Here is a 24,360-nt window from a genome sequence, read left to right as displayed (position 1 = left end):
CACCGCCGAAGCCGTGGCAATGCCACTAGAGATCCGCCTGGTTCTTTTCGAGGAGCTGGGTGTAGTCGTGGTGTTGGGTAGGGGAGCGTCGTGCATCCGGTGAAGCGGCCGAGTGATTGAGTCGTGGAGGGTGTGCGAGTGAGAATGCAGGCATGAGTAGCGAATGCAGAGTGAGAACCTCTGCCGCCGAATGACCAAGGGTTCCTGGGCCAGGTTAATCCGCCCAGGGTGAGCCGGGACCTAAGGCGAGGCCGACAGGCGTAGTCGATGGACAACGGGTTGATATTCCCGTGCCCGTGACAGTGCGTCCGTGCTGAGGCCGGTGATGCTGACCATCCGAACTCGCTTGGAGTCCTTCGGGAGTCCTTGTCGGGGGAGCGTGGGACCCGATCCGGTAGTAGGCAAGCGATGGGGTGACGCAGGAGGGTAGTCCCGCCAGTGAATGGTAGTACTGGTGTAAGCCCGTAGCCCGACATCTAGGTAAATCCGGGTGTCATGCAGGGTGAGAGGTGACGCGTAGCCGATTGAGGCGAAGTAGGATGATCCCATGCTGCCGAGAAAAGCCTCTAGCGAGTGCTGTTGTGGCCCGTACCCTAAACCGACACAGGTGGTCAGGTAGAGAATACCGAGGCGATCGAGTGAACTGTGGTTAAGGAACTCGGCAAAATACCTCCGTAACTTCGGGAGAAGGAGGGCCGTCTGGTTTGAAGCTCTTCGCGGGCTAGGGCTGGGCGGCCGCAGAGACCAGGCCCAAGCGACTGTTTACTAAAAACACAGGTCCGTGCGAAGTCGCAAGACGATGTATACGGACTGACGCCTGCCCGGTGCTGGAACGTTAAGAGGACCTGTTAGCTCTTCGGGGCGAAGCGGAGAATTTAAGCGCCAGTAAACGGCGGTGGTAACTATAACCATCCTAAGGTAGCGAAATTCCTTGTCGGGTAAGTTCCGACCTGCACGAATGGCGTAACGACTTGGGCGCTGTCTCGACCACAGACTCGGCGAAATTGCACTACGAGTAAAGATGCTCGTTACGCGCGGCAGGACGGAAAGACCCCGGGACCTTTACTATAGCTTGGTATTGGTGCTCGGTTCGGCTTGTGTAGGATAGGTGGGAGACTGTGAAGCGGCCACGCCAGTGGTTGTGGAGTCGTTGTTGAAATACCACTCTGGTCGAATTGGGTGTCTCAACCTCGGGCCATGATCTGGTTCAGGGACAGTGCCTGGTGGGTAGTTTAACTGGGGCGGTTGCCTCCCAAAATGTAACGGAGGCGCCCAAAGGTTCCCTCAGCCTGGTTGGCAATCAGGTGTTGAGTGTAAGTGCACAAGGGAGCTTGACTGTGAGACTGACAGGTCGAGCAGGGACGAAAGTCGGGACTAGTGATCCGGCACCTCCTGGTGGAAGGGGTGTCGCTCAACGGATAAAAGGTACCCCGGGGATAACAGGCTGATCTTGCCCAAGAGTCCATATCGACGGCATGGTTTGGCACCTCGATGTCGGCTCGTCGCATCCTGGGGCTGGAGTAGGTCCCAAGGGTTGGGCTGTTCGCCCATTAAAGCGGTACGCGAGCTGGGTTTAGAACGTCGTGAGACAGTTCGGTCCCTATCCGCCGCGCGCGTAGGAGACTTGAGGAAGGCTGTCCCTAGTACGAGAGGACCGGGACGGACGAACCTCTGGTGTGCCAGTTGTCCCGCCAGGGGCACGGCTGGTTGGCTATGTTCGGAAGGGATAACCGCTGAAGGCATCTAAGCGGGAAGCTCGTTCCAAGATGAGGTCTCCCACCACCTTGCGTGGTTAAGGCCCCCAGCAGACCACTGGGTTGATAGGCCAGAGATGGAAGCCCTGTGAGGGGTGGAGTTGACTGGTACTAATAGGCCGAGGGCTTGTTCATGACAAGTTGTTTGCATCCACTGTGCGACCCTGAACACACAAAACACATTGTGTGGTCGGGGTGCGGAACTCTCGCATCCACTGTTTGTTCGGCCATAAGTTGATAGTGTTGTCGGTGGTTGTGGCGGAGGGGAAACGCCCGGTCCCATCCCGAACCCGGAAGCTAAGCCCTCCAGCGCCGATGGTACTGCACTCGTTAGGGTGTGGGAGAGTAGGTCGTCGCCGACATTCAACGTTTGTTGTGGGCCCCCGCCGGAAGGCGGGGGCCTACTTTTTTATGCATTTTTGAGCCAGGAGCCGCGTGGCGGTCAGCCGGCCCCTACGGCAGGGCGGCCTCGATCGCCTCGGTGATCTCCGGCGAGGTCGGCTCGGTGCGCGGACGGAACCGGCGCAGCACGATGCCGTCGGTCCCGAGGAGGAACTTCTCGAAGTTCCACTGCACGTCGCCAGCCGCGCCCTCGGCGTCGGGGGTGGTGGTGAGCTCGCCGTAGAGCGGGTGGCGCGTGTCGCCGTTGACGTCGATCTTCTCGGTGAGCGGGAAGGTCACGCCGTACGTGGCGGAGCAGAAGGTCGCGATCTCTTCGGCGGTGCCGGGCTCCTGGCCGCCGAACTGGTTGCACGGCACGCCGAGCACGATGAAGCCCTTCTCGGCGTAGCGCTCCTGGAGCTCCTCCAGCCCGGTGTACTGCGGGGTCAGCCCGCACTTCGAGGCGACGTTGACCACCAGCACGGCGCGGCCGCGCAGCGCCTCGAGATCGAAGGGCTCGCCGTTGAGCGCGGCGATCGGGGTGTCGTAGAGAGCCATGATCCTGAGCCTACGACCGGGCGCAGCGCTGCCGCCAAGGACGACCTTCCGGTCACAACGGCATCGCGAGGAGCTGCCCGCTGCGTAGGTTGGAGCTGCCGGGTGGGCCGTCCCGGCGATCACCGGGGCCGTTCATTGTCGAGCACGGGCCGGCGCCGAGGCGAGGGGACGGTGATGTGCCCGCCGTGAGTACCCGCGTTATCTCCGATCGAGATCCGAGACGGCCCCGGTCGCCGTACCCGGATACCGCGACTGCTTCTCTGGGGCACGTCGTCGAATGCGAAATGGAGATCGGAGTCACGCCCGGCCGGTTCTCGCAGGAAGGGCAGCGCCCGGCCAGCACGAGGATCGCCCACCCGTCGGCGCGCGGCACGAGGAGCAGGTAGAGGAACAGCGGTACCCCCGGCGTAGGCGGGAATGCGCCCAGCCGGGAAGAAGGCGTCTTCCGCGGATGAGCCATTCCTCGGCGCCGATCCCGTGGCGGTGGGTCACACGGTCTGCGTGGGTACGAGGGATCGGTTCTCGGTGGGGGTGTGCGCCGGTTCGCCGTGCCGCCGAGGAAGCAGCCGGAACCGCAGCCGGCAGACGACGGCGTCGGTATGCCGCTCGGCATAGCGGGCAACCACGGCGCCCCGCCGGTTGAACAGGACCCGCTGCCACCAGTGGTCGGGAGCGACCTCACCGACGAGCAGCAGCGCGCGTTCCCCCGCGGGCTCGGAGACGCTGCGCAGGTAGCGCGCGATCGCCGGCCCGAGCACACGGCTCGGCCTACCGCGTTCGTCGACGGCGGGGAGCAGGACCAGGGGGACGTCGGGGCGCCACTCCTGCCAGCGATCCTGGAATGCGTCGGCTTCCGTGCGGTCCTCGCTCTCCTCACCGAGCACCACGTGCACGGCGACCGTCCGGCCGCCCATCGACAGTGCCGCCGACAGGCTCTCCTCGGCCAGCCTGCTGATGCCGACCACGGGCACCACGACCACGGAGGGCGTGGGCCTGGGTGGCTGCGGGCACCGGTCGACCTCGAGCACGTGACCGATCCGGGCGTAGGAGTGCCGCACACCGACGAACAGCAGCACGAGGAGCGGGATCACCAGCACGATCAGCCACGCCCCCGCGGTGAACTTCTCCGCAGTGAGGACGATCGCCGCTGCCCCGGTCAGCGTGACGCCCAGCACGCTCAGCGCGGCTTTCCGGCGCCACTGCGGGCCGCGGTGCGTCCACCAGTGCCGCAGCATGCCGGCCTGGCAGAGCGAGAATCCGACGAAGACTCCGATGGCGAACAGCGGCACGAGCACGGCGACCTGGCCGGCGGAGAACAGGAGCAGCGCGGCCGACAACACAGCCAGCACGACGATCGACGCGCGGTAGACCTGCCGGTCACCCCGCAGACCGAACACGTGGGGCAGGGCTCCGTCGGCGGCCAGCCGTGCGGCGAGCACCGGGAGTCCGCCGAAGGAGGTGTTGGCGGCGAGCCCGAGCAGTACGACCGTGGCCAGCTGCACCACCACGTACAACGGGCCCGTCCCGATCGAGCCCTCGGCCAGCAGCGACAGCAGCGTGCGGTCCGTCACCGGACCCGCGTGGAACATCTCGACCAGTACGGCGAGCCCGATCAGCAAGGTGCCGAGAATGAGCCCGAGCCCCGCCTCTGCCCGCCGTGCCCGAGCACGGCCCGGGGAGCGGAACGACGGGGTGGCGTTCGCGATCGCCTCCACTCCGGTGAGGGCGGAACATCCGTTCGCGAACGCGGCGAGGACCAGCAGGATCCCGACGGCCTGCGGCGTGATCACCGGATCCGCCGGCGGCAGCGGCGCCATCGGGCCACCGCGCACCAGGCCCACGACGATGAGCACCACCAGCGATCCGACGAAGACCAGGGCGGGTAGCGCGAAGAGCTTCCCGCCGGTGACCACACCGCGCAGGTTCACGCCGGTCACCAGCAGCAGGACCGCGATGCACAGCTCCACGGTCCACGGCAGCAACTCGGGGAACGCGGACGTCAGCGCGGCCACCCCGGCGGCGACGGAGACGGCTACGTTGAGCACGTAGTCGACCACCAGCGACGCTGCAGCCACCAGGCCTGCCCGGCGTCCCAGGTTGTCGCGGGCGACGGTGTAAGCGCCGCCGCCGTCGGGATACGCGGCGATGACCTGCCGGTAGCAGACGACGAGCACGGCCAGCAGCCCGACGATCACGAGTGTGACCGGCACCGTGAGCCCGATCCCCGCAGCGCCCGCCACGCCCAGGGCGAGCACGATCGACTCGGGGCCGTACGCGCAGGACGCCAGCGCGTCCAGCCCGAGCGCGGCGATGCCGGTCGTCGCGGTGAGCCGGTGGCGGTCCTCTGCGACGGGCCGCACCGGCCGTACGCGCCGGAGACCGGCGGCGACCTGGGTCATCAGGAGCTTCTTCCCGCGGCAGAGAAAGCCGCCGTCATACCTGCGGAGGCGGCTGCACCCCGCGGCGGTGATCTTCCGACCACGGCCGATATCGGGCCGCTGTTCCTCACGACTTCTTGACGAGTGACGCAGCACACCCGGATGACTCATCGCGCACAGTGTCGTGGACCGCGGCCGCGGATCCCGTCATGAACCGGGAGTGAAGAGCCCGTCAAGACCGACCGCGTCGGCGACAAAGCGGACTTGGAGAGGCTGCCGCCGCTCCGGACAGCGCGGAAGACTGCTCTTCATGGGTCGTCGGACAGGCCGGCCTGCTCCAGGTCGAGGATGCGGTGGATACGGCGTCGGGTGCTGTCGCTGACGGCGCCCTGCTCATACAAGCGCTCGAGCTCGGCCGCTTCGACGTTCAGCAGGTCCTGGCGAAGGTGCCGGTACGCGATGGACGCCGCCGTCTCCACGGGATCCTCGCTACCGTGGGCCACGACCCGGGCGAGCCTGGCCTTCCAGCTTTGCCGGAGCTCCTGGATGGTGAACTCGGGTGCGGTCTCGGAGTCCTGGATGTCGTCGAGATAGTTCAGCGCCGCCTCGGCGAGCTGTGCACGGGCGGTGGCTTGTTCGTGGCTGAGATGGGTGGCCGTCAGCGCGATTCCGGTGCTGTTGACCAGCGGTGCGAGGGTGAAGCCCTGCACGATCAACGTGATCACGATGACCGCAATGGTGAGCACGAGAACCAGGTCGCGTTCGGCCTGCCCGACCGGGGAGCCCTCGGCCAGGGGAATCGACAGGGCGGCGGCGAGGGGGACGACCCCTCGTGCTCCGGCCCACGACACCACGACGGGCGCTCTCCAGGACAGCGCGCCGTCCGAGTTGTGCCGGGACAGCGCGGCGAGGGGGAAGATCCACAGCACCCGGACGACGACCAGCGTCGCGGCGATCGCCAGGGCCTGAAGGGGCCACTGGGACTGGCTCCCCGCGAGCCTGCTCACCAGCCCGGGTAGCTGCAGACCGATCAACCCGAAGATCACGCTCTCGAGTACGAAGACGATGGTCTGGAAGACGGCGTTCAGTTGCAGACGGATCCGGGCAGTGGTCAGCTTCCGTGCCTGCGTGCCGAGGATGACGCTGGTCACCACCACGGCGGTCACTCCGGACGCCGATATCGACTCGGCCGCCACGTAGGCGAGGTAGGGCGTCAGCAGACAGACAATCGTTTCGAGCACCGGGTCCGTCGTCCGGCGCCGGATCACGTAGGCGCCCAGCGCCACCAGACCCCCGACGAGAACGCCGCCACCGGCGAGCAGTGCGAAGGTGCCGGCGGTTGAGGCCCACGTGATCGATCCCGCAGCCACTGCCGCCGTCAGCGCGACCCGGAACAGCAGCAGGCTGGTGGCGTCGTTGAACAGGCTCTCCGCCAGTACCAGGGCCTGGATCCGGGGCGGGAGCGCGAGCCGTCGGCCCAGCGCGTTGACCGCCACCGGGTCGGTGCTGGCGAGGACCGCACCCAGCACGAACGCCATGCCGAACGGCAGTGGCGTCAGCAGGACCGTCAGGAACGCCACGGCCGCGGCGGAGACCGCGACCAGGCCGATCGACAGGACGGTGACGGACCGCCACACCGACCGAAGCTCGCGCCAGGGCAGTTCCTCGCCCGCGGCGAAGAGCAAGGGCGGCAGGACGACCAGGCTGACCAGCTCCGGCGTGACCTCGACGGCCGGGACGCCCGGGAGCAGGCCGATGACGACACCCGCCACGACCAGCAAGGACGGTGCGGGGAGCTGAAGGCGTCTGGCGAAGGTGGCCACCACGGTGGCAAGGGCGACCAGGAACAGGACTGTCTCGACGCTGTGCATCGACGGCGCGGGCCTCCTCGGCAGTTTGCGACACCACTGCCGACCAGACTTCCCGGCGCTCCGAGGGCAGCCTACGTGCGCGAGCCGGCGAGCGTGAACGTTTTTCCGGGTGCGCGTACGCGGATGGCGCGCAGATCGGGCCTCCGCCTAAGTCAAGGAAGAGCCATCTATCCATAAAGGACTGAACGCGTCGAGATGCCTGGTCCGGGGTGCGGTACGCGGCACGGCCGTCAAGGTTGCATCAAGGTCAACGGTCGATCGCGTCAAGACCGTGTTGACCTGTGTTACTCCTGGGCGCGGGCACACGACACTCCCGGCGGCCCGAGTCTGCCGCATGGGCGGGCCACGTTCACGTAAAAGGGGTTTTGATGGCCGACGTGGCCTTCGTGGTTCTGGTGATAGCCGGATTCGCGACGCTGGCTTTGATCCTGAGGGGGTTGGAGTCGCTGTGAACACGGTCTCCTACATAGTGGGCGGGCTTGTCGCACTCGGCTTGCTCGTCTACCTGTTCATCGCCTTGCTGCGACCGGAGCGCTTCTGATGTCGTCGACCGTTGCCGGCCTGATCCAGGTCGGCGCAATTCTGCTGGTCCTCGCACTGCTGTGGAAGCCCCTCGGCGACTACATGGCGCGGGTGTTCACGAGCGAGAACCACTGGCGTATCGAGGCCGCCTTCTACCGCCTCTTCCGGGTCGACGCCGCCACGGAACAGCGCTGGAGCACCTACGCAGCCGGTGTGCTGGGCTTCTCTTTCGTCAGCGTAATTCTGCTGTACCTGCTGCAGCGGATCCAGCCGCTGCTGCCGCTCGGATTCGACCGGGGCGTCGACGGCAACACCGTGCCGGCCGCGATGGCGTTCAACACCGCGGTCTCGTTCGTGACGAACACGAACTGGCAGTCCTACGTGCCGGAGACGGTGCTCGGTCACACGGTGCAGATGGCCGGGCTGACCGTGCAGAACGTCGTGTCGGCCTCGGTCGGGATCGCGGTTGCGATCGCGCTGATCCGCGGGTTCGTCCGCCACAGCACTGACCGGTTGGGCAATTTCTGGGTCGACCTGACCCGCACGGTCGTGCGCATCATGCTGCCGATCTCGTTCATTGCCGCGATCGTTCTCATGGCGATGGGCGTGGTGATGTCGCTCCGGTCCGGTATCGACGTCGTTTCCGTGGACGGCTCGACGCACACGCTTCCGCTGGCACCCGCGGCCTCTCAGGAAGCCATCAAGGAGCTCGGGACGAACGGCGGCGGGATCTTCAACGCCAACTCCGCGCACCCGTTCGAGAACCCGAACGCGCTGAGCAACTTCTTCGAGTATTTCCTCGAACTCGTGATCCCCGTGGCTCTCACCCGAACGTTCGGGACGATGGTCCGCAACACCCGCCAAGGTGTCGTACTCGCTGTGGTCATGGGTGTCATCTGGCTGGCGTTCGTCGCCCTGGCCTGGCTGTCCGAGGCCAACCCGAACGGCCCCGCGGCCATCGCGGCTGGTGGGGCGATGGAGGGCAAGGAGGTCCGGCTCGGGATCCCCAGCTCGATCCTCTTCGCGGTCTCGACGACCGGAACGTCGACCGGCGCCGTCAGCTCGATGCACGACAGCTACACCGGCGGAGCCGGCGGGATCACGCTGCTGAACATGCTGCTCGGTGAGGTCGCGCCCGGTGGGACCGGTACGGGTCTGTACGGCATCCTGGTGCTGGCGATCATCGCGGTGTTCCTGGCCGGGCTGATGGTCGGGCGCACCCCGGAGTACCTGGGGAAGAAGCTCGGCCGGGTGCAGGTGACAGCGGCCTCGATCTCGATTCTTGCGATGCCGGCGCTCGTGCTGATCGGCACCGGCCTGGCGATCGCGCTGCCGAGCACGCTGGACGCTCTCAACAACGATGGTTCGCACGGTTTCTCCGAGGTGTTGTACGCCTACACGTCGGCGTCGAACAACAACGGCAGTGCGTTCGCCGGAATCACCGTGACCAGTGACTTCTTCCAGTCCACGCTGGGGCTGGCGATGCTGTTCGGCCGTTTCGTGCCGATCCTCGCGGTGCTCGCGCTGGCCGGTTCGCTGGCGAAGCAGAAGCGGGTGGAGGCCAGTGCGGGCACGCTGCCGACGGACGGTGCTCTGTTCGGCGTCCTGGTCGGCGGCACGATCATCCTGGTCGCCGCCCTCACGTTCTTCCCGGCCCTGGCGCTCGGGCCCATCGCGGAGGCCCTCTCATGAGGACGGGCATCCGTGAGCGCACGTTCTTGTCCCCCATCACAGCCGCGGCACAACGGCGGCACACGAGCGTCAGCGAGGAGCGGGCGTGAGTCTCGAAGTCAAGGAGCGTGAGCGTCCGGCCGCGCCGGCCCCCGTAGCGGGCCAGGCGGTCAAGGCGGGCGCGTTCAGCCCGAGTCAGCTGTGGGAGTCGTTGCCGGAGGCGTTGCGCAAGCTGGACCCGCGTACGCAGTTGCGCAACCCGGTCATGTTCGTGGTGTGGGTCGGGTCCGTTGTCGTGACGGTGATGGCGATCATCCAGCCGTCGGTGTTCGCGTGGTGGATCGCGGTGTGGCTGTGGTTCACGGTGTTGTTCGCGAACCTGGCCGAGGCGGTGGCGGAGGGTCGGGGTAAGGCGCAGGCGGAGTCGCTGCGGCGTACGAAGAAGGAGACGGTCGCGCGGCGGCTGGGTTCGCATGGTGCGGAGGAGTCGGTGCCGGGCACCGAGTTGCGTATCGGTGACCTGGTGGTGGTCGAGGCGGGGGAGACGATCCCGGGTGACGGGGATGTCGTCGAGGGCATCGCGACGGTGGATGAGTCGGCGATCACGGGTGAGTCGGCCCCGGTGATCCGGGAGGCCGGTGGTGACCGCAGTTCGGTAACGGGTGGCACCACGGTGTTGTCGGACCGGGTGGTCGTGAAGATCACGACGAAGCCGGGTGAGTCGTTCGTGGACCGGATGATCGCGCTGGTCGAGGGTGCCTCGCGGCAGAAGACGCCGAATGAGATCGCGTTGACGATCCTGCTGGCGGTGCTGACGATCATCTTCCTGCTGGCCGTGGTGGCGGTGGCCCCGATGTCCACGTATGCCGGGGTGAACCAGTCGCTGATCGTGCTGACCGCGCTGTTGGTGTGTCTGATCCCGACGACGATCGGTGCGTTGCTCTCGGCGATCGGTATCGCGGGGATGGACCGGTTGGTGCAGCGCAACGTGCTGGCCACCTCCGGTCGTGCGGTCGAGGCGGCGGGCGATATCGACACGCTGTTGTTGGACAAGACGGGCACGATCACCTTCGGCAACCGGCAGGCGACGGAGTTGATCCCGGTGTCGGGCGTGCAGGTCGAGGATCTGGCGGCCGCGGCTCGGCTGTCGAGCTTGGCGGACCTGACGCCGGAAGGGCGCAGCATCGTCGAGCTGTGTGCCCGGGAGTACGGGCTGCCCGCCGAGGCGACTGCCGACGAGGCGGTGGCGGAGTTCGTGCCGTTCACCGCCCAGACCCGCATGTCGGGTGTGGATCTGACCGGCCGCTCCGTCCGCAAGGGCGCGGCGTCCGCTGTGGCCCAGTGGGCGGGCGGCAACGACAACTTCGAGGTGGAGGCGATCGTCGCCGAGATCTCCGACGGCGGTGGCACCCCGCTGGTGGTGGCCGACGCGAGCTCCCCCGACGGCAGCGGGTCCGCCCGGGTGCTGGGTGTGATCCGGTTGTCGGACGTGGTGAAGCCCGGTATGCGTGCCCGGTTCAGCGAGTTGCGGGCGATGGGTATTCGGACGGTGATGATCACGGGTGACAACCCGCGGACGGCGCGGGCGATCGCGGCCGAGGCGGGGGTGGATGACCATCTGGCCGAGGCGACGCCCGAGGACAAGATGGCGTTGATCCGTCAGGAGCAGGAGGGTGGGCGGCTGGTCGCGATGACCGGTGACGGCACCAACGACGCGCCGGCGCTCGCGCAGGCCGATGTCGGGGTGGCGATGAACACCGGGACGGCCGCGGCCAAGGAGGCCGGGAACATGGTCGACCTGGACTCCGACCCGACCAAGCTGATCGAGATCGTGGAGATCGGCAAGCAGCTGCTGATCACCCGTGGCGCGCTGACCACGTTCAGCATCGCCAACGACCTCGCGAAGTACTTCGCGATCCTCCCGGCGATGTTCGTCGTGGTGTATCCCTCGCTTGGGCTGCTGAACATCATGCAGCTCTCGACGCCGGAGTCCGCGATCCTTTCGGCGGTCATCTTCAACGCCCTGATCATCGTGGCGCTGATCCCGCTCGCTCTGCGGGGCGTCCGGTATCGGCCCACCAGCGCGGCCCACTTGTTGCGGCGAAACCTGCTGATCTACGGCCTGGGCGGTGTGGTCACACCGTTCCTCGGGATCTTCGTCATCGACCTGCTCGTCCGTCTGATTCCAGGGATCTGAGGTTCATGCTCACCACGCTGTGGCGCCAGACCGCCACCGGGCTGCGGGTCCTGATCGCGTTCACCATCCTCTGCGGGATCATCTACCCGCTGGTGGTGTACGGGATCGGACGCATCCCCGGACTCTCCGCCAACGCCGAGGGCTCGATCATCTACTCCGCCGATGGCACGCCTGTCGGGTCGTCGCTCATCGGCATCGACCCGGTGCCCGCGGACCCGGCCGCCGACCCCTACTTCCACACCCGGCCGGCAGCTTCGGCCGAGGACGTGCTCGGGCCGGGCGACACCACCACCTCCGGTGGTTCCAACAAGGGCGGGTTCGACCAGGACCTGCTCGACACCATCAACCAGCGGCGTGACCTGATCGCGCAGCGGGAGGGCGTGAACCCGGCGCTCGTACCGCCGGACGCGGTGACCGCGTCCAGCTCCGGACTCGACCCGCACATCAGCCCCGAGTACGCCGAGTTGCAGGCCGCTCGCGTGGCCCAGGTGACCGGGTTGTCGCAGGACGAGGTCCGTGACCTCATCGCGAAGGCGAGCACCGGACGGATCCTCGGCTTCCTCGGGGAGCCGACGGTCAACGTCACCGAGCTGAACCTCGCGGTGCAGGAGGCGGCCCGCTGAGTGATCCCTCCGTGCGCGGAGACCGCTACGGCGGTCTCCGCGCACGCCGTGCATGCCGGCGAGGACAGCGGATATGACAACACGACGCGGTGACCTGCGGATCTACCTCGGTGCGGCTCCCGGGGTCGGCAAGACGTACGCGATGCTCGGTGAGGCACGCCGCCGCCTCGAACGGGGCACCGACGTGGTCGTCGGGCTGGTGGAGACCCACGGCCGGACGAAGACGGCCGAGTTGCTCGCCGGCCTGGACGTCGTGCCGCGCCGGCCGGTGGGTGGCCATCCGGGCCTCGACGAGCTCGACCTCGACGGCGTGCTGGCACGTGCGCCCGAGGTCGTTCTGGTCGACGAGCTGGCCCACACCAACGCCCCGGGATCGCGCCACGCCAAGCGCTGGGAGGACGTCGAGGAGCTCCTCGAGGCCGGGATCGACGTCCTGACGACCGTCAACATCCAGCATCTCGAGTCGCTCAACGATGTCGTGGAGCGGATCACGGGCATTCGTCCACGAGAGACGGTGCCCGACGACGAGGTGCGCAGGGCCGATCAGATCGAGCTGGTCGACATCACGCCGGAGGCCCTTCGCAGGCGGATGGCGCACGGCAATGTCTACCCGGCGGAGAAGGTGGACGCGGCGCTCGCCAACTTCTTCCAGCCGAGCAACCTGACCGCGTTGCGGGAGCTGGCCCTGCTCTGGGTGGCTGACGAGGTCGACGTGGCTTTGCAGCGCTACCGCCGCGACAAGGCGGTGACGGAGACCTGGGAGACCAGGGAGCGGGTGGTCGTCGCGCTCACGGGCGACAAGGAGAGCGAGACGGTGCTCCGCCGGGCCGCCCGCATCGCGAAGCGCTCCGGCACGGCCGACCTGCTCGCCGTGCACGTGCTGCGCGGCGACGGACTCGCCGGCCCCCCTGCCGGGGCCGTCCCCCGCTTGCGCGGGCTCGCCGACGACATCGGGGCGAGCTTCCACACGGTCGTGGGCGGGGAGGACGTGCCGACCGCACTGCTGGACTTCGCCCGCGGCGCCAACGCCACCCAGTTGGTGCTGGGCACATCGCGGCGCTCCCGGATCGCCCGCATCTTCGACGAGGGGATCGGCTCGCGGGTTATCCAGGAGTCCGGCTCGATCGACGTCCACATGGTCACCCACGCCGGGGCGGGGCGCGGCGTGCACCTGCCGGCCTTCCACACCGTCCTGTCGCCGACCCGTCTGACGGCGGGCTGGGTGCTCGCGCTCCTGCTCCCGAGCCTCGCGACCGTCGCAGGGGCGATGCTGCAGGGAGTGCTCGGGATGGCGAGCGACGTCGTGATGTTCTTCCTGGCGACGGTCCTCGTGGCGTTGGTCGGCGGGCTGGGCCCCGCCCTTCTCGCGGCGGTGCTGGGCGGGCTCATGCTGAACTTCTTCCTCACACCGCCGCTGTACTCCCTCACCATCGGCGAGACCGAGAACCTGGTCACCGTGCTGGCGATGATGCTGGTCGGCGCGCTCGTGGCGCTCGTCGTCGACCGGGCGGCCCGGCGCGCGCAGCAGGCCGCGCGGGCGCGTGCCGAGGGCGCGCTGCTCGCGTCGTTCGCCCGCACCGTGCTCACCCGGACCGAACCGCTGCCTCGCCTGCTGGAGAAGGTGCGTGAGGCGTTCGGCCTGCACTCGGTGGCGATCCTGGAGCGCACCGGCCCGGACGACTGGCGGTGTGTCACGTCGTCGGGCCGGAACGGGTGCATGACACCGGAGGAGGCGGACGTCGACGTGGAGGTCGAGGAGAACCTGCACCTCATCGGTAGCGGGCGCTCCCTCGCGGCAGCGGACCGCAGGCTGCTGGAGGTGGTCGGAAGCCAGGCGCTCCTCGCGCTACGGAGTCAGCGGGCATCGGCGGCCGCCGAGGAGTCACGCAGTCGCGCCGAGGCGACGGAGCCGCACAGCGCGCTGCTCTCGGCGGTCGGTCACGACCTGCGTAGCCCCCTGACCTCGATCAAGGCGGCGACGGGCAGCCTGCTCGACCCGGATCTCGAACTGCCTCGAGCCGATCAGCGCGAGCTGATGACCACCATCGACGAGTCGGCCGACCGGCTCACCGGGCTCGTCGACAACCTGCTCGACTCTTCCCGCCTCGCCTCCGCCGCGGTCACACCGCTGCTCACGGCCGTCGGCTACTACGAGGTCGCGAGCCGGGCCCTCGTCGGGTTGAAAGGAATGGGCCGGGTGAAGGTCGACATCGACGAGACGCTGCCTGATGTCCTCGCCGACCCCGGGCTGCTCGAACGCGTGGTCGCGAACGTCGTCGACAACGCGCTTCGCTACGCGGGCGACGCGCCGATCGTGCTCCGGGCGAGTGCGTACGCCCGCCGGGTCGAACTGCGTATCGCCGACTCGGGGCCGGGGGTGCCGAAGAAGTCGAGGGACGCGCTGTTCGCGCCGTTCAAACGGGTGGGCGGGGCGTGGCCGAGTGACCGGGACGGCGCCACCGGTGTGGGCCTCGGGCTGTCGGTGGCCCGTGGCCTCACGACGATCATGGGAGGGACGTTGACTGCAGAGGACACACCCGGCGGCGGCCTGACGGTCGTCGTCTCGTTGCCCGAGTTCGAGGGCGGGGACCGGTGTCAGTGACCGCGCGCAGAATCCTGGTGGTCGACGACGACCTCCAGATCCTCCGCGCGCTGCGGATCAACCTCACGGCGCACGGCTACCACGTGATCGTCGCGCCTGACGGCAGATCCGCGCTGCGGGCCGCGGCCGACGCCCATCCCGACGTCGTCGTGCTCGACCTCGGGCTGCCCGACATGGACGGAACCGAGGTGATCGCGGGCCTCCGCGGCTGGACCAGGATGCCGATCATCGTGCTGACGGCACGGCACGCCTCCGGCGCAATGGTGAAAGCGCTGGACGCGGGCGCTGATGACTACGTCACCAAACCGTTCGGGATGGCCGAGCTGCTGGCCCGGCTTCGTGCCGCGGTACGCCGGTCGGCTGTGTGGAGCGCCGACAGCGGCGCGGCCTCGGAGCCCGTGGTCGAGACCGCTGCCTTCACAGTGGACCTCGCGGCCAAGAAGGTCATCCGTGACGGCGGGAACGTGCGGCTGACCCCGACCGAATGGGGTGTGCTGGAACTGCTGGTGCGCCACCGCGGCAAGCTCGTCGGGCAGCGGGAGCTTCTGCGGACGGTCTGGGGCCCCAGCCACGGCACTGAGACCAACTACCTGCGGGTCTACATGGCCCAACTGCGCCGCAAGCTGGAACCGGATCCCGCGCACCCCCGCTATCTGATCACCGAAGCCGGAATGGGTTACCGCTTCGAGCCCGAACGCTGAGGAGAGCTCTCGGCGAGGGCGCGGCCGAGGAAGCCGCGGATGTATCCGGTCACCGTGTCGAGGGCGCTTTCGAGCAGGAAGTGCCCTCCTCGGACGAGGTGGATCTCGGCGTCGGGAAGGTCGCGCCTGAAGGCCGTTGCGCCGTCGGGACCGAAGATCTCGTCGCCTGCGCCCCAGACCGCCAGCGTGGGCACCTGGCTCGTGCGGAAGAACTCCTGAACAGCGGGGTAGAGCGGCGGGTTGGTGGCGTAGTCGCGGAAGAGGTCGAGCTGGATCCGGTCGTTCCCGGGGCGGAGCAGTCCGGAGTGGTCGAGGAGCCAGGTGTCGGGGTCGACCAGGTCGGGCTCGGGCACGCCGGTGAGGTACTGCCAGCGGATGGCGTCGAGCTCGAATGCACCGCGGAGGGGCCGCTCGGTGTCGGGGCCGGGGTCCTGTGCGTACGCCCAGATCGGTGCCCAGAAGGCGGGGACGAAGCCGTCGTCGTAGGCGTTCCCGCTCTGACTGATGATGGTCTGCACTCTGCTGGGTTGGCGCAGTGCCAGGCGCCAGCCGATGGGCGCGCCGTAGTCCTGCACGTACATGGTGAATCGGTCGACGCCGAGTTGGTCGAGCAGGCCCTGGGTGACGTCGGTGAGTGCGTCGAACGTGTAGGTGAACTCGTCCGCCGGTGGCGTGGCCGAATGCCCGAAGCCGAGATGGTCGGGCGCGATGAGGTGATAGCGGTCGGCGAGTGCGGGAATGAGGTTGCGGAACATGCGTGAGCTGGTGGGAAAGCCGTGCAGGAGCAGGACCACTGGTGCGTCGGCGGCGCCGGCTTCCCGGTAGAAGACCTCGTGGCCGTTCACGGTCATGGTGCGGTGATGCACGTCGATCATGGCTGGTTGCCTCCTTTGACGTGATGGCTGCGTCGCGGGCGGCGATGTGACCGTCAAAGGCGATGTGGCTGCCCGGCGCGCCGGGCGGCGAATGTGAGCGTCCGGATCGAGCGGGCTCGGTGCGACGACGCCCGCGCCCGTGCCACGGTAGGCGCGGGCGCGGATGATCGCCACGTCGAGTGCAGCGTGGTGGGTCAGGGTGCGGTCGTCATGCCTCGACCCATTCGAGCAGATCGCCGGGCTGGCATTCGAGTACCCGGCACATGGCTTCCAGCGTGCTGAAGCGCACAGCCTTGGCGCGGCCGTTCTTCAGAACCGCCACGTTCGCGGGCGTGAGCCCGACGCGCTCGGCGAATTCACCGACGCTCATCTTGCGTTTGGCCAGTTCGACGTCGATGCGCACCACGATCGGCATCAGATGACCGATTCCATGTCGGTGCGCAATGTGGTGGCTTGCCGTAGCAATGCACGCATCACCACCATCAGGAGTCCGATCACAGCGACGCCGATCAACATCAGCAACAACACCATCGGCATTCCGGGGTCGTCCGCCTGCAAACCGACCCAGACGAATACACCCAGCAGTACCACCCACGCGGCAACGATGGCCCACACGATCACATCCACCCACACCAACGACGCCTTGGTGAAGATGCGGTCGTTCTTGACCATGGTGAGCAACTTCCAGGTGGCCACGATCACCACTTGGACACACAGCACCCAGAACACCGCCAGGGCTGTCAGCGGCCACCTCAGATGCGCATCGCGCGGGGACTCCTGCGCCATGTGTGCGATGCCTCCGGGCAGCGAGAGGGTCTGGAAGACGAGCAGGATCCCGAACAACAGCACGAGGAATACCCGGAGCGGGGTTACCGCTCGGTGCTCTGCGATCATGCATCGAGTATCGCTTGCTATCTATCGACTGTCAATCGACGCCTATCGATGCACGGCGTCCCCAGCGAGTGATCCCCGGAGTAGGGGACAGGTGACGATCGCGGCGAGAGCCGGTCAGCCTCGGTCGGCGAAGGACAGGGCGAGCTGTGCCGGTCGGCGGCCGCGGCTCTCCAGGTCGAGCAGGGCCCGTTTGACTCCGACGCCGCCTGCGTAGCCGGTGAGATTGCCGTCGGCGCCGACGACACGGTGGCAGGCCACCAGGATCGGCACGGGGTTTCGGGCCATGGCGACGCCGACACGGCGAGGGCCGTCCCCGGTGAGGCCGACGGCTGCGGCCAGGGCTCCGTAGGTGGTGGTCTCACCGTGCTCGACGCCATGGGCGAGGGCCTCGAGTACAGCGCGGCGCTCGGGGTCGAGCCTGTTCAGGTCGATCGGCACCGTGAAGCGGGTGCGCGTTCCGGCGAAGTACTCGTCGAGTTGGCGCCGTGCCTGGTCGAGCCACTGCCACGCTCTACCGGACCCCGCTTCACGCACTGAAGGCGCGTCGGTGGCCGTCGCGCGGAACCGTACGCGGGTGATCCCGGCGTCCGACGCGGACAGGGAGAGCCGGCCGATCGGAGTGTCGTGGACGACCGTCGGGTGCGCTGCTGGGGTGGACATGATCGTCTCCTTCCGGGGGCCGGGAGTGCTCCCGGCTTCGAAGATGCAGAACCCCGAAGCGCCGCAGCGGTTGCAGACGGGTCGATGCGGGCCCGATGGTGTGCCGACGGGTTTCGAGATGGCCCGGCCGGGAGGCGGCCGCGATTTTTCGGGCGTCGCTGCAACCGTTGCCGTGAGGCGGTGTTCTGTCAGACATGGTCGAAGACAACGACGGCGGGACGGCCTCGGCCGGTTCTCCCGACGACGGCTCGGTCGAAGACCACCTGTCCCGCGACCTGGTCGCCGATCTCGACGCCGGGTTCGCCGAACTCGTGCGCATGCACGGTGACCTCGTGTTCTCCGTCGCCCACAACCTGACACGCGGGACGGCCGACGCGGAGGACCTCGCGGCCGACACCCTGCTGCGGGCGTACCGGGCGCTGCGGGGCTACAGCGCCCAGCGGATCCGCGACCTGTCGGTACGCCCGTGGCTGATGACCATCCTGAGGAACGCCGCGCGCAACCGCGCTCGGGATGCCGCCCGCCGGCCCGCTCCGCCGCCGATGTCGGAGCCGCGTGACGCGTCGGACTCCGCGGCGGGGCCCGCTGAGCAGGCAGAGCGGGCGGAGACCAGGCGCGAGCTGGGTAGTGCGTTGGCCGAGCTGCCCGAGGTGCAGCGCACGGCGGTTGTCCTCCGCCATGTCGTCGGCCTGCCCACCGGGGAGGTCGCGCAGGTGCTGGGCTGCAAGGACGGAACGGCCAAATCGCACATCTCACGGGGACTACAGCGACTCCGAGCACTGCTCACCGAGACCATGACCGTCCCGGGCCCGCGCCGCGGCACCGACGCGCTGCCCAGGGTGGTTCCCGTGACCGTCAACCGCACGGCACAGCCGGTGCTCGCATCGGGGGAGAGACGTCGATGACCACCAATGACTCGCGATTCGACAGCGACCGACAGATCATCAGCGCGCTCGGTTCGCTGGCTGCGTCCGCGCCCGTGACGCTGCCCGACAGGGTCTTCGCCCGCTGGGCGAGCGCACCGAGCCGGCTCGGCGAGGTATTCGTCGCGTTCACGGGCGCAGGCGTGCAGTTCGTCTGCCCGTCGGAGTCGGTGCACGGCGACGTCGAGGAGTTCGCGCAGGAGTATCGGGCGCGCTTCGCCCGGCCGTTGCAGCAGGCCAGGACGGTGCCTGCCGGCGTACTGCCGGCGCTGCACGGCCGTACGGCCCGCAACCTGCGCCTCGACCTGGCCGGGCTGACGGCGTTCGAGCAGGCCGTGCTCAGCGCGACCCGCCGTATCCCGGCGGGACAGACGCGCCCCTACAACTGGGTGGCTCGCGAGGCCGGCAGCCCGAGGGCGGTCCGTGCCGTGGGAAGCGTCCTGGCCCGCAATCCGGTGCCACTGCTGGTGCCGTGCCACCGCGTCGTGCGCGCCGATGGTGCGATCGGGCAGTACCTCTTCGGGTCCGTGCACAAGGAGGAACTGCTACGCGGTGAGGCAGTCAACCTCGACGAGATCCGGTCCCTCGCCCGCGATGGCGTGCACTACCTGGCCAGCGACACCACCGGAATCGTCTGCTTCCCGAGCTGCAGTGACGCCCGCCGGATCACTCCGGCCCACCGGCAGGGCTTCACCACCCTCGCCGGTGCTGTGGCCGCCGGCTACCGGCCGTGCCGCACGTGCCGGCCCGGGGTGGCGGAGCTCGGTGCCTGAGGGCACGTCCACCCCGGACGGTCAGCGCGCCTCCATGCTGCTCGGTCGTGACGGCCGCCGCCCAGTGCTCGGCGGGATCTCGGTCAGTGCCGGCCCGCCACGAAGGAGCGGATCTCCCTGTCCCACACCGCCGCGATCTTGCGGTAGCCGTTCCTGTTCGGATGCAAGCCGTCGGAGAGGTCGCCGGGCCCGAGCAGCGTGGACGTGTCGACGAAGGTCATCGGCTGGCCTCGGCTCTCGTGCCGGGCCACCACCGCGGCGGCCAGCCGCTCGTACTCGGCGCGGGCCTGGGGATGATCGTGCAGCGGCGCCCACACACCGGCCACGAACACTGCCGCGTGCGACACGCCGTGGATGGTGTCCAGCAGCCTGTCGAGACGTGCGGCCGTGACCCGAGCGCTCACACCGCTGTTCAGGTCGTTGGTGGCGACCTGCAGAAGCACCACATCCGGGCGCTGCGCCCTCATCCACCCGGCGACCAGCGGCTGCATCTGCACCAGCGTCCATCCGGGATGACCCTCGTGGTGGCGGTCGGGCACCGACGGAGGACCCGTCTGCTGCGAACCCACCATCACGAACGCGATCCCGTCGCGGGCCAGGAGCGACTCGAGCGGGCCACGGAATCCGGCCGTGCCGGGACTGCCCACGCCCACCGTGCTGGAGTTGCCCAGAGCCATGATCCGCAACGGATGGGTGGCGACACCTGCGGTCGTGGCCGCACCCACGACCGCATCGTGCCCCGCAGCGTCGTGCGTCGCCGCGTCGAACATGACGGCGAACCCCACTGCAGCGGCCAGAACGGCAGCGAGGGCCGGCAGTGCACGACGGCCTGCTCGGGGCTCTCGCGGGTGGCCTCGTCGTCGCATGTCGCACCCATCAGCTCGAACACGTGCCACGGAAGTCGTCAGGGTCGATCATGCCGTTTCCGGGGCCGATGGTGCCCCCACCACCAGCGGCGTGGAAATGTTCGTTGCCTCGTCGTGGAGCCGTCGACATGGACGTGCCCGATGTCCGATGCGAGAAGTGGCCACGACCGCTCATCTCGTCAGGAGTGCTCGGGTGTTCGGGCATCCTCGTCGCGCAGCAGCGCCGCGACCTCCGCCCGCTCACGCGGCCCCCACGTCTCACGGGTCAGCAGGATGCCGATCAGGCCGACGACCGCGGCCCCGACGTACAGCAGCGCCGCGCCGGGCCAGCCGATGGCGCCGACCGCCACCGCTGCGAGCAGTGGCGCGAAGCCGCCCAGCGATGCGGCTACCTGGTAGCCGATCGATGCGCCCGAGGTGCGGGTGCTCGTGCGGAACTGTTCGGTGAGCAGCGAGCCCTGGGTGCCGGTCAGTGAGGCGTGGATGAGCCCGATGCCGATCACGAACACCGCCACGACCATGACGGGGTTGCCGCCTTCGGTCAAGGCGAACATCGGGAACCCGAACAGCATCGCGGCGATGCAGGCGACGATGTAGATCGGGCGCCGTCCGATGCGGTCGGTCAGGCTTCCCGCCGCGAACGTGACCCCGATGGCCACGATGCTCGCGGCCGTGATGGCGCCGAGCGCGACGGACCGCACGTCAGGATGCTGGGTGCTGATGTGGCTGAGCAGGAAGGTCGCGGTGGAGTAGTAGGCGAAGGACTCCACGATCCTCAGCGCGATGACGCGCAGAATGCCCCGCCAGTCGCGGCGCAGCACGGTGAGGAGCGGGTTCTTCTCGGTCCTGCCGGCTGCCTTCGCCTCCTCGAACTCCGGCGACTCACTGAGTCGGGCACGCACGATCAGGCCGGCGATCACGAGCACGGCGCTGACGAGGAACGGCACCCGCCACTTCCAGTCGCCCTCCAGGTTGGCGCTGAAGAAGAACATCGCGCTCGACAGGGCGATGCCGAGCGGGTTGCCGGCCTGGGGGATCGCGGCGTACATGCCGCGGCGGTTCCACGGGGCGTGCTCGTAGGCCATCGTCACCGCGCCGCCCCACTCCGCGCCGAAGGCCAGGCCTTGGACCATCCGGATCAGCACGAGAAGGATCGGTGCCAGCACACCGACCTGGGCATAGGTGGGCAGGACGCCGATCAGGAACGTCGCCCCGCCCATCACCAGCATGGCCGCGACCAGCACCGGCTTCCGGCCGAACCGGTCGCCGAGGTATCCGCCCAAGGCTCCGCCCAGCGGTCGCATCAGGAAGCCGACGGCCAGCGTGGCGAAGGACAGCAGCGTGCCGACGACGGGGTCGGTCTCCGGGAAGAACACCGCGCCGAAGTAGAGCGCGGACGCCGTTCCGTAGGCGATGAAATCGTAGTTCTCGACGCTCGTGCCGACCGCTGCGGCCAGTGCCGTCTTCCTGCGGTCGGGCGTGCCCCGCACCGAGGCGCGGACGGGTCGGGCGGTGTCGGTCATCGGGGAATCTCCGGCGATTCGCAGTGTCGTGTCATCGGGGTCAGCGCAGCATGTCGGCGCTGCGTTGCTCCAGGGCGCGCAGCTTCGCCACCCGCCGGACGGTGTCCACATCGTCGTCGAAGGTGGCCGAGAGGAAGCGGTCCACGATCTCCCCGACCAGGGCGCGGGGGACGAGCCACGCGCCCATGGCGATCGCGTTCGCGTCGTCGTGCTCGACCGCCTGGTGGGCGGAGTACGGCTCGTGTGCGAGCGCGCACCGGATCCCGGCGATCTTGTTGGCCGCCATGATGGCCCCGGCGCCCGACCCGCAGACGAGGATGGCGCGGTCCACGCGGCCGTCGAGGACGGGCTCGCACGTCGCCGCGGTGATGTCGGGGAAGTCGACGGGCTCCTCGCTGTCGGTCCCGCAATCCAGGACCTCGTGTCCGAGGCGTTCAATCGCAGCACGGACGAAGCCTTTGAGCGGGAACCCCGCGTGGTCGGCCCCGAGTGCAACCTTCATCGGATCGTCCTTTCTGTCGATGCGGCCCGGACCGCGGCTGTCCTCCACGGCGGATCGGGAGGGGATGGCGGAGGCTGAGCCCGGCCGTGTCACGGCGAGGGTGGCTGCCGCTGTGGCGAGCTCGATCCGTTCGACGACGGACGCTTCCCCGCCCATCGCCCACTGCGCGCAGATGTAGCCGACGAACGTGTCGCCGGCCCCTGTGGTGTCGACGACGTGCACCGCCGGAGCCGGGACGGTGCCGGTCTCCGCGCCTATCGCGAAGTGCGTGCCTGCGGCGCCGCGGGTGCAGATGACGCCCGCTCCGACGACGCCCCGCACGGCCGCCACGACTGCCGGGACGGTGCTTCCCTCGACGCCGAGGTGCCGGGCGATCACGCCGAGCTCCCCTTCGTTGACGACGAGCAGGTCGACGTCGTCGAGGATCTCGGCGCGTCCGGCCGGGGCCGGGGCGGCGTTCCACACGACCCGGGCGCCGTGATCACGGGCCGCGCGGGCGGCCGCGGCGGTGGCCTCGACGGAGATCTCGTTCTGGAGGACGAGGACGTCCGAGGGCCCGAGACCAGCGAGTGCGCGCTCGACGGCGTCGCCGCGCACCTCGCCGTTGGCCCCCGCCGAGAGGACGATGGAGTTCTCCCCGCGGGCGTCCACGGTGACGACGGCGCGGCCGGTCGCGACGCCTTCGAGCAGACGCACCCCGCTCACGTCGACGCCGCGGGCTGCGAGGTCGTCGAGGATCCGGGGGCCGGCATCGTGGGCACCGACCGCGCCCACCATCCGCGTCGGTGCTCCCGCCGCCGCGGCCGCGACGGCCTGGTTCGCACCCTTGCCGCCCGTGGACTCGTCGAGGCTCCGTGAGTGCGTGGTCGCCCCCGGCGCGGGCAGCTCCTCGACGCGCAGGACCAGGTCGAGATTGATGCTGCCGACCACGACGACGGTCCCCGCCGCTGTGCTCACGATCCGGCTCCGCGGCGGTCGACGAGCCGCGTCGGCACGGTGACCGACACGGGCCGGCCGCCCTCGACGGCATCGAGCAGGGCCGCCATTCCCTCCCGGCCCATCGCCGTCGCGTCGTTCGCGATCGCCGAGACGGGTGGGGTCAGCTCCTCGAACCACGCCAGGTCGTCGAAGGACATCAACTCGATCTTGTCGCGGACGCCGTGGCGCCGAAGTGCCGCGAGTGCCCCGAGGGCCATGAGCCCGTCGGCGGCGAGCACCGCGGTCGGCGCGGACCCGGAGGCGAGCATGCGGTCGACCGCGGCCGCCCCGCTCTCGGCGCGGAAGTCCCCCTCCTGCACGAGGCTCTCGTCGTCGGGCAGCCCGAGCTCTGCGCGCAGGTGCACGAAGGCGTCCAGCCGGTCGATCGCGGTCGACACGGGCGCCGGCCCGCCGACGTAGCCGATCCGCCGGTGACCCCGCGCCACGAGGTACTCCAGGGCGGAGCGCATTCCGCCCACGTTGTCGGAGGTGACGCTCGGGACGTCGAGACCGGGCAGGACACGGTCGACGAAGACGACCGGCAGCCCGGTGCCGATGAGCCGGTCGAGATGGACGCGGTCCTTCGACTGGGGCGCCATGAGCACGCCGTCGACCCGCTGCGCCGAGAAGGTGCGCAGGTAGAGCTGCTCCTGCGCGGCGTCCTCGTCAGCGTTGGCGAGCATCACGACGTAGCCACGGCGCAGCGCCTCCTGCTCGGCCGCGTGGGCGAGCTCGGCGAAGAAGGGGTTGCGCACGTCGGAGATCAGGATGCCGACGACGTCGGTCTTGGCTCGGCGCAGCGAGCCTGCACGTGCGTTCGGCAGGTACCCGAGCTGGGCCACGGCGGCGGCGACCCGTTGCCGCGACTCGGCCGAGGTCGCCGGGCTGCCGGCGAGGACCCGTGACACCGTGCCGAGGGAAACGCCGGCGAGCGCCGCGACGTCCCGGATGGTCGTCATGCACATCCCTTCCTGGAACCGGTTCCATGGAACCGGTTCCAGCGATGCTGGGGCATGCTCTCCTCGAAGTCAACGAATCGGGAGCCAGGAGGCGGTGACATCGTCTGCTGCGTTCACAGGATGATTGACGGTGGGCCAGGACAACCGAG

19 protein-coding genes and 2 rRNA genes (1 of these 21 running past the window's edge) are annotated in these 24,360 nt (G+C 68.8%); 10 read left to right on the top strand and 11 right to left on the bottom strand.

Annotated elements, in window-relative coordinates:
* Both ACQPZQ_RS29280 and rrf read left to right on the top strand, forming a co-directional pair.
* Nucleotides 1-1,889, top strand: a 23S ribosomal RNA gene (locus ACQPZQ_RS29280); it begins 1,227 nt to the left of the window's first position.
* 110 nt (nucleotides 1,890-1,999) lie between these two features.
* Nucleotides 2,000-2,116: ribosomal RNA gene (gene rrf / locus ACQPZQ_RS29275) — 5S ribosomal RNA — on the top strand.
* A gap of 91 nt (nucleotides 2,117-2,207) precedes the next feature.
* Here rrf and ACQPZQ_RS29270 read toward each other — a convergent pair.
* The 3 genes from ACQPZQ_RS29270 to ACQPZQ_RS29260 form a co-directional block, all read right to left on the bottom strand.
* Entirely contained in the window at nucleotides 2,208-2,693 is a 486-nt protein-coding gene (locus ACQPZQ_RS29270; RefSeq protein WP_433286017.1) for a glutathione peroxidase, read from the bottom strand.
* Between the two features lie 488 nt (nucleotides 2,694-3,181).
* The gene (locus ACQPZQ_RS29265) at nucleotides 3,182-5,092 is read right to left on the bottom strand and encodes an APC family permease (RefSeq protein ID WP_433286016.1); all 1,911 of its coding nucleotides are present in this window, start codon (nucleotides 5,090-5,092) and stop codon (nucleotides 3,182-3,184) included.
* A gap of 287 nt (nucleotides 5,093-5,379) precedes the next feature.
* Entirely contained in the window at nucleotides 5,380-6,942 is a 1,563-nt protein-coding gene (locus tag ACQPZQ_RS29260; RefSeq protein WP_433286013.1) for a Na+/H+ antiporter, read from the bottom strand.
* A 448-nt stretch (nucleotides 6,943-7,390) separates the two neighbouring features.
* Between ACQPZQ_RS29260 and kdpF the strand changes: the two genes are divergently transcribed.
* The 6 genes from kdpF (at nucleotide 7,391) to ACQPZQ_RS29230 (ending at nucleotide 15,258) form a co-directional block, all read left to right on the top strand.
* Nucleotides 7,391-7,483 (top strand): K(+)-transporting ATPase subunit F, encoded by a 93-nt coding sequence (gene kdpF / locus ACQPZQ_RS29255; RefSeq protein WP_433286012.1) that lies wholly within the window; start codon nucleotides 7,391-7,393, stop codon nucleotides 7,481-7,483.
* Nucleotides 7,483-9,156, top strand: a complete 1,674-nt coding sequence (kdpA, locus tag ACQPZQ_RS29250) for a potassium-transporting ATPase subunit KdpA (protein WP_433286010.1) — start codon at nucleotides 7,483-7,485, stop codon at nucleotides 9,154-9,156. The genes kdpF and kdpA overlap by 1 nt, the downstream gene beginning before the upstream one ends.
* Nucleotides 9,157-9,241: 85 nt before the next feature.
* On the top strand, nucleotides 9,242-11,332 hold the full coding sequence (gene kdpB, locus ACQPZQ_RS29245; protein WP_433286008.1) for a potassium-transporting ATPase subunit KdpB: 2,091 nt from the start codon (nucleotides 9,242-9,244) through the stop codon (nucleotides 11,330-11,332).
* Between the two features lie 5 nt (nucleotides 11,333-11,337).
* Nucleotides 11,338-11,955, top strand: a complete 618-nt coding sequence (locus tag ACQPZQ_RS29240) for a potassium-transporting ATPase subunit C (protein WP_433286006.1) — start codon at nucleotides 11,338-11,340, stop codon at nucleotides 11,953-11,955.
* Nucleotides 11,956-12,028: 73 nt separating this feature from the next.
* A complete protein-coding gene (locus tag ACQPZQ_RS29235) occupies nucleotides 12,029-14,557 on the top strand; it encodes a DUF4118 domain-containing protein (RefSeq protein WP_433286003.1) in 2,529 nt (842 codons plus the stop codon).
* A complete protein-coding gene (locus ACQPZQ_RS29230) occupies nucleotides 14,554-15,258 on the top strand; it encodes a response regulator (protein ID WP_433286001.1) in 705 nt (234 codons plus the stop codon). The genes ACQPZQ_RS29235 and ACQPZQ_RS29230 overlap by 4 nt, the downstream gene beginning before the upstream one ends.
* Here the strand turns inward: ACQPZQ_RS29230 and ACQPZQ_RS29225 are convergent.
* From ACQPZQ_RS29225 to ACQPZQ_RS29210, 4 genes are all read right to left on the bottom strand, one after another.
* Nucleotides 15,234-16,133, bottom strand: a complete 900-nt coding sequence (locus tag ACQPZQ_RS29225; RefSeq protein ID WP_433285999.1) for an alpha/beta fold hydrolase — start codon at nucleotides 16,131-16,133, stop codon at nucleotides 15,234-15,236. The genes ACQPZQ_RS29230 and ACQPZQ_RS29225 overlap by 25 nt on opposite strands.
* Before the next feature lie 208 nt (nucleotides 16,134-16,341).
* Complete coding sequence (locus ACQPZQ_RS29220) at nucleotides 16,342-16,548, bottom strand: helix-turn-helix domain-containing protein (protein ID WP_241034089.1); 207 nt, start codon at nucleotides 16,546-16,548, stop codon at nucleotides 16,342-16,344.
* On the bottom strand, nucleotides 16,548-17,027 hold the full coding sequence (locus tag ACQPZQ_RS29215) for a DUF2975 domain-containing protein (RefSeq protein WP_433285997.1): 480 nt from the start codon (nucleotides 17,025-17,027) through the stop codon (nucleotides 16,548-16,550). Before ACQPZQ_RS29215 ends, ACQPZQ_RS29220 begins: the two co-directional genes overlap by 1 nt.
* Nucleotides 17,028-17,141: 114 nt before the next feature.
* The gene (locus ACQPZQ_RS29210) at nucleotides 17,142-17,687 is read right to left on the bottom strand and encodes a methylated-DNA--[protein]-cysteine S-methyltransferase (protein WP_433285995.1); all 546 of its coding nucleotides are present in this window, start codon (nucleotides 17,685-17,687) and stop codon (nucleotides 17,142-17,144) included.
* Between the two features lie 194 nt (nucleotides 17,688-17,881).
* Between ACQPZQ_RS29210 and ACQPZQ_RS29205 the strand changes: the two genes are divergently transcribed.
* Together ACQPZQ_RS29205 and ACQPZQ_RS29200 are read left to right on the top strand one after the other, a co-directional pair.
* Nucleotides 17,882-18,592, top strand: coding sequence for an RNA polymerase sigma factor (locus ACQPZQ_RS29205; protein WP_433285993.1), 711 nt, complete (start codon nucleotides 17,882-17,884; stop codon nucleotides 18,590-18,592).
* Nucleotides 18,589-19,383, top strand: coding sequence for a methylated-DNA--[protein]-cysteine S-methyltransferase (locus ACQPZQ_RS29200; RefSeq protein WP_433285992.1), 795 nt, complete (start codon nucleotides 18,589-18,591; stop codon nucleotides 19,381-19,383). Before ACQPZQ_RS29205 ends, ACQPZQ_RS29200 begins: the two co-directional genes overlap by 4 nt.
* Nucleotides 19,384-19,466: 83 nt before the next feature.
* Here the strand turns inward: ACQPZQ_RS29200 and ACQPZQ_RS29195 are convergent, their stop codons facing one another.
* The 4 genes from ACQPZQ_RS29195 to ACQPZQ_RS29180 all read right to left on the bottom strand — a co-directional run bounded on the left by ACQPZQ_RS29195 (nucleotide 19,467) and on the right by ACQPZQ_RS29180 (nucleotide 24,211).
* Nucleotides 19,467-20,108, bottom strand: coding sequence for an SGNH/GDSL hydrolase family protein (locus tag ACQPZQ_RS29195; protein ID WP_433285990.1), 642 nt, complete (start codon nucleotides 20,106-20,108; stop codon nucleotides 19,467-19,469).
* A gap of 320 nt (nucleotides 20,109-20,428) precedes the next feature.
* The gene (locus ACQPZQ_RS29190) at nucleotides 20,429-21,772 is read right to left on the bottom strand and encodes an MFS transporter (protein ID WP_433285988.1); all 1,344 of its coding nucleotides are present in this window, start codon (nucleotides 21,770-21,772) and stop codon (nucleotides 20,429-20,431) included.
* A gap of 40 nt (nucleotides 21,773-21,812) precedes the next feature.
* The gene (locus ACQPZQ_RS29185) at nucleotides 21,813-23,231 is read right to left on the bottom strand and encodes a PfkB family carbohydrate kinase (protein ID WP_433285986.1); all 1,419 of its coding nucleotides are present in this window, start codon (nucleotides 23,229-23,231) and stop codon (nucleotides 21,813-21,815) included.
* The gene (locus ACQPZQ_RS29180; protein WP_433285984.1) at nucleotides 23,228-24,211 is read right to left on the bottom strand and encodes a LacI family DNA-binding transcriptional regulator; all 984 of its coding nucleotides are present in this window, start codon (nucleotides 24,209-24,211) and stop codon (nucleotides 23,228-23,230) included. Before ACQPZQ_RS29180 ends, ACQPZQ_RS29185 begins: the two co-directional genes overlap by 4 nt.
* Nucleotides 24,212-24,360 lie beyond the last annotated feature (149 nt).

It is taken from the genome of Pseudonocardia sp. CA-142604, assembly GCF_050948475.1.
Classification (GTDB): domain Bacteria; phylum Actinomycetota; class Actinomycetes; order Mycobacteriales; family Pseudonocardiaceae; genus Pseudonocardia; species Pseudonocardia alaniniphila.
Note: the sequence above shows the minus strand (reverse complement) of the source record. Positions and strands in the feature narration are given on the sequence as shown.

Coding starts and splice junctions, on each gene's coding strand:
- ACQPZQ_RS29270 (WP_433286017.1), bottom strand. CDS start 2,693: ATGGCTCTCTACGACACCCCGATCGCCGCGCTCAACGGCGAGCCCTTC.
- ACQPZQ_RS29265 (WP_433286016.1), bottom strand. CDS start 5,092: ATGACCCAGGTCGCCGCCGGTCTCCGGCGCGTACGGCCGGTGCGGCCC.
- ACQPZQ_RS29260 (WP_433286013.1), bottom strand. CDS start 6,942: ATGCACAGCGTCGAGACAGTCCTGTTCCTGGTCGCCCTTGCCACCGTG.
- kdpA (WP_433286010.1), top strand. CDS start 7,483: ATGTCGTCGACCGTTGCCGGCCTGATCCAGGTCGGCGCAATTCTGCTG.
- ACQPZQ_RS29240 (WP_433286006.1), top strand. CDS start 11,338: ATGCTCACCACGCTGTGGCGCCAGACCGCCACCGGGCTGCGGGTCCTG.
- ACQPZQ_RS29235 (WP_433286003.1), top strand. CDS start 12,029: ATGACAACACGACGCGGTGACCTGCGGATCTACCTCGGTGCGGCTCCC.
- ACQPZQ_RS29225 (WP_433285999.1), bottom strand. CDS start 16,133: ATGATCGACGTGCATCACCGCACCATGACCGTGAACGGCCACGAGGTC.
- ACQPZQ_RS29220 (WP_241034089.1), bottom strand. CDS start 16,548: ATGCCGATCGTGGTGCGCATCGACGTCGAACTGGCCAAACGCAAGATG.
- ACQPZQ_RS29215 (WP_433285997.1), bottom strand. CDS start 17,027: ATGATCGCAGAGCACCGAGCGGTAACCCCGCTCCGGGTATTCCTCGTG.
- ACQPZQ_RS29210 (WP_433285995.1), bottom strand. CDS start 17,687: ATGTCCACCCCAGCAGCGCACCCGACGGTCGTCCACGACACTCCGATC.
- ACQPZQ_RS29205 (WP_433285993.1), top strand. CDS start 17,882: ATGGTCGAAGACAACGACGGCGGGACGGCCTCGGCCGGTTCTCCCGAC.
- ACQPZQ_RS29200 (WP_433285992.1), top strand. CDS start 18,589: ATGACCACCAATGACTCGCGATTCGACAGCGACCGACAGATCATCAGC.
- ACQPZQ_RS29190 (WP_433285988.1), bottom strand. CDS start 21,772: ATGACCGACACCGCCCGACCCGTCCGCGCCTCGGTGCGGGGCACGCCC.
- ACQPZQ_RS29180 (WP_433285984.1), bottom strand. CDS start 24,211: ATGACGACCATCCGGGACGTCGCGGCGCTCGCCGGCGTTTCCCTCGGC.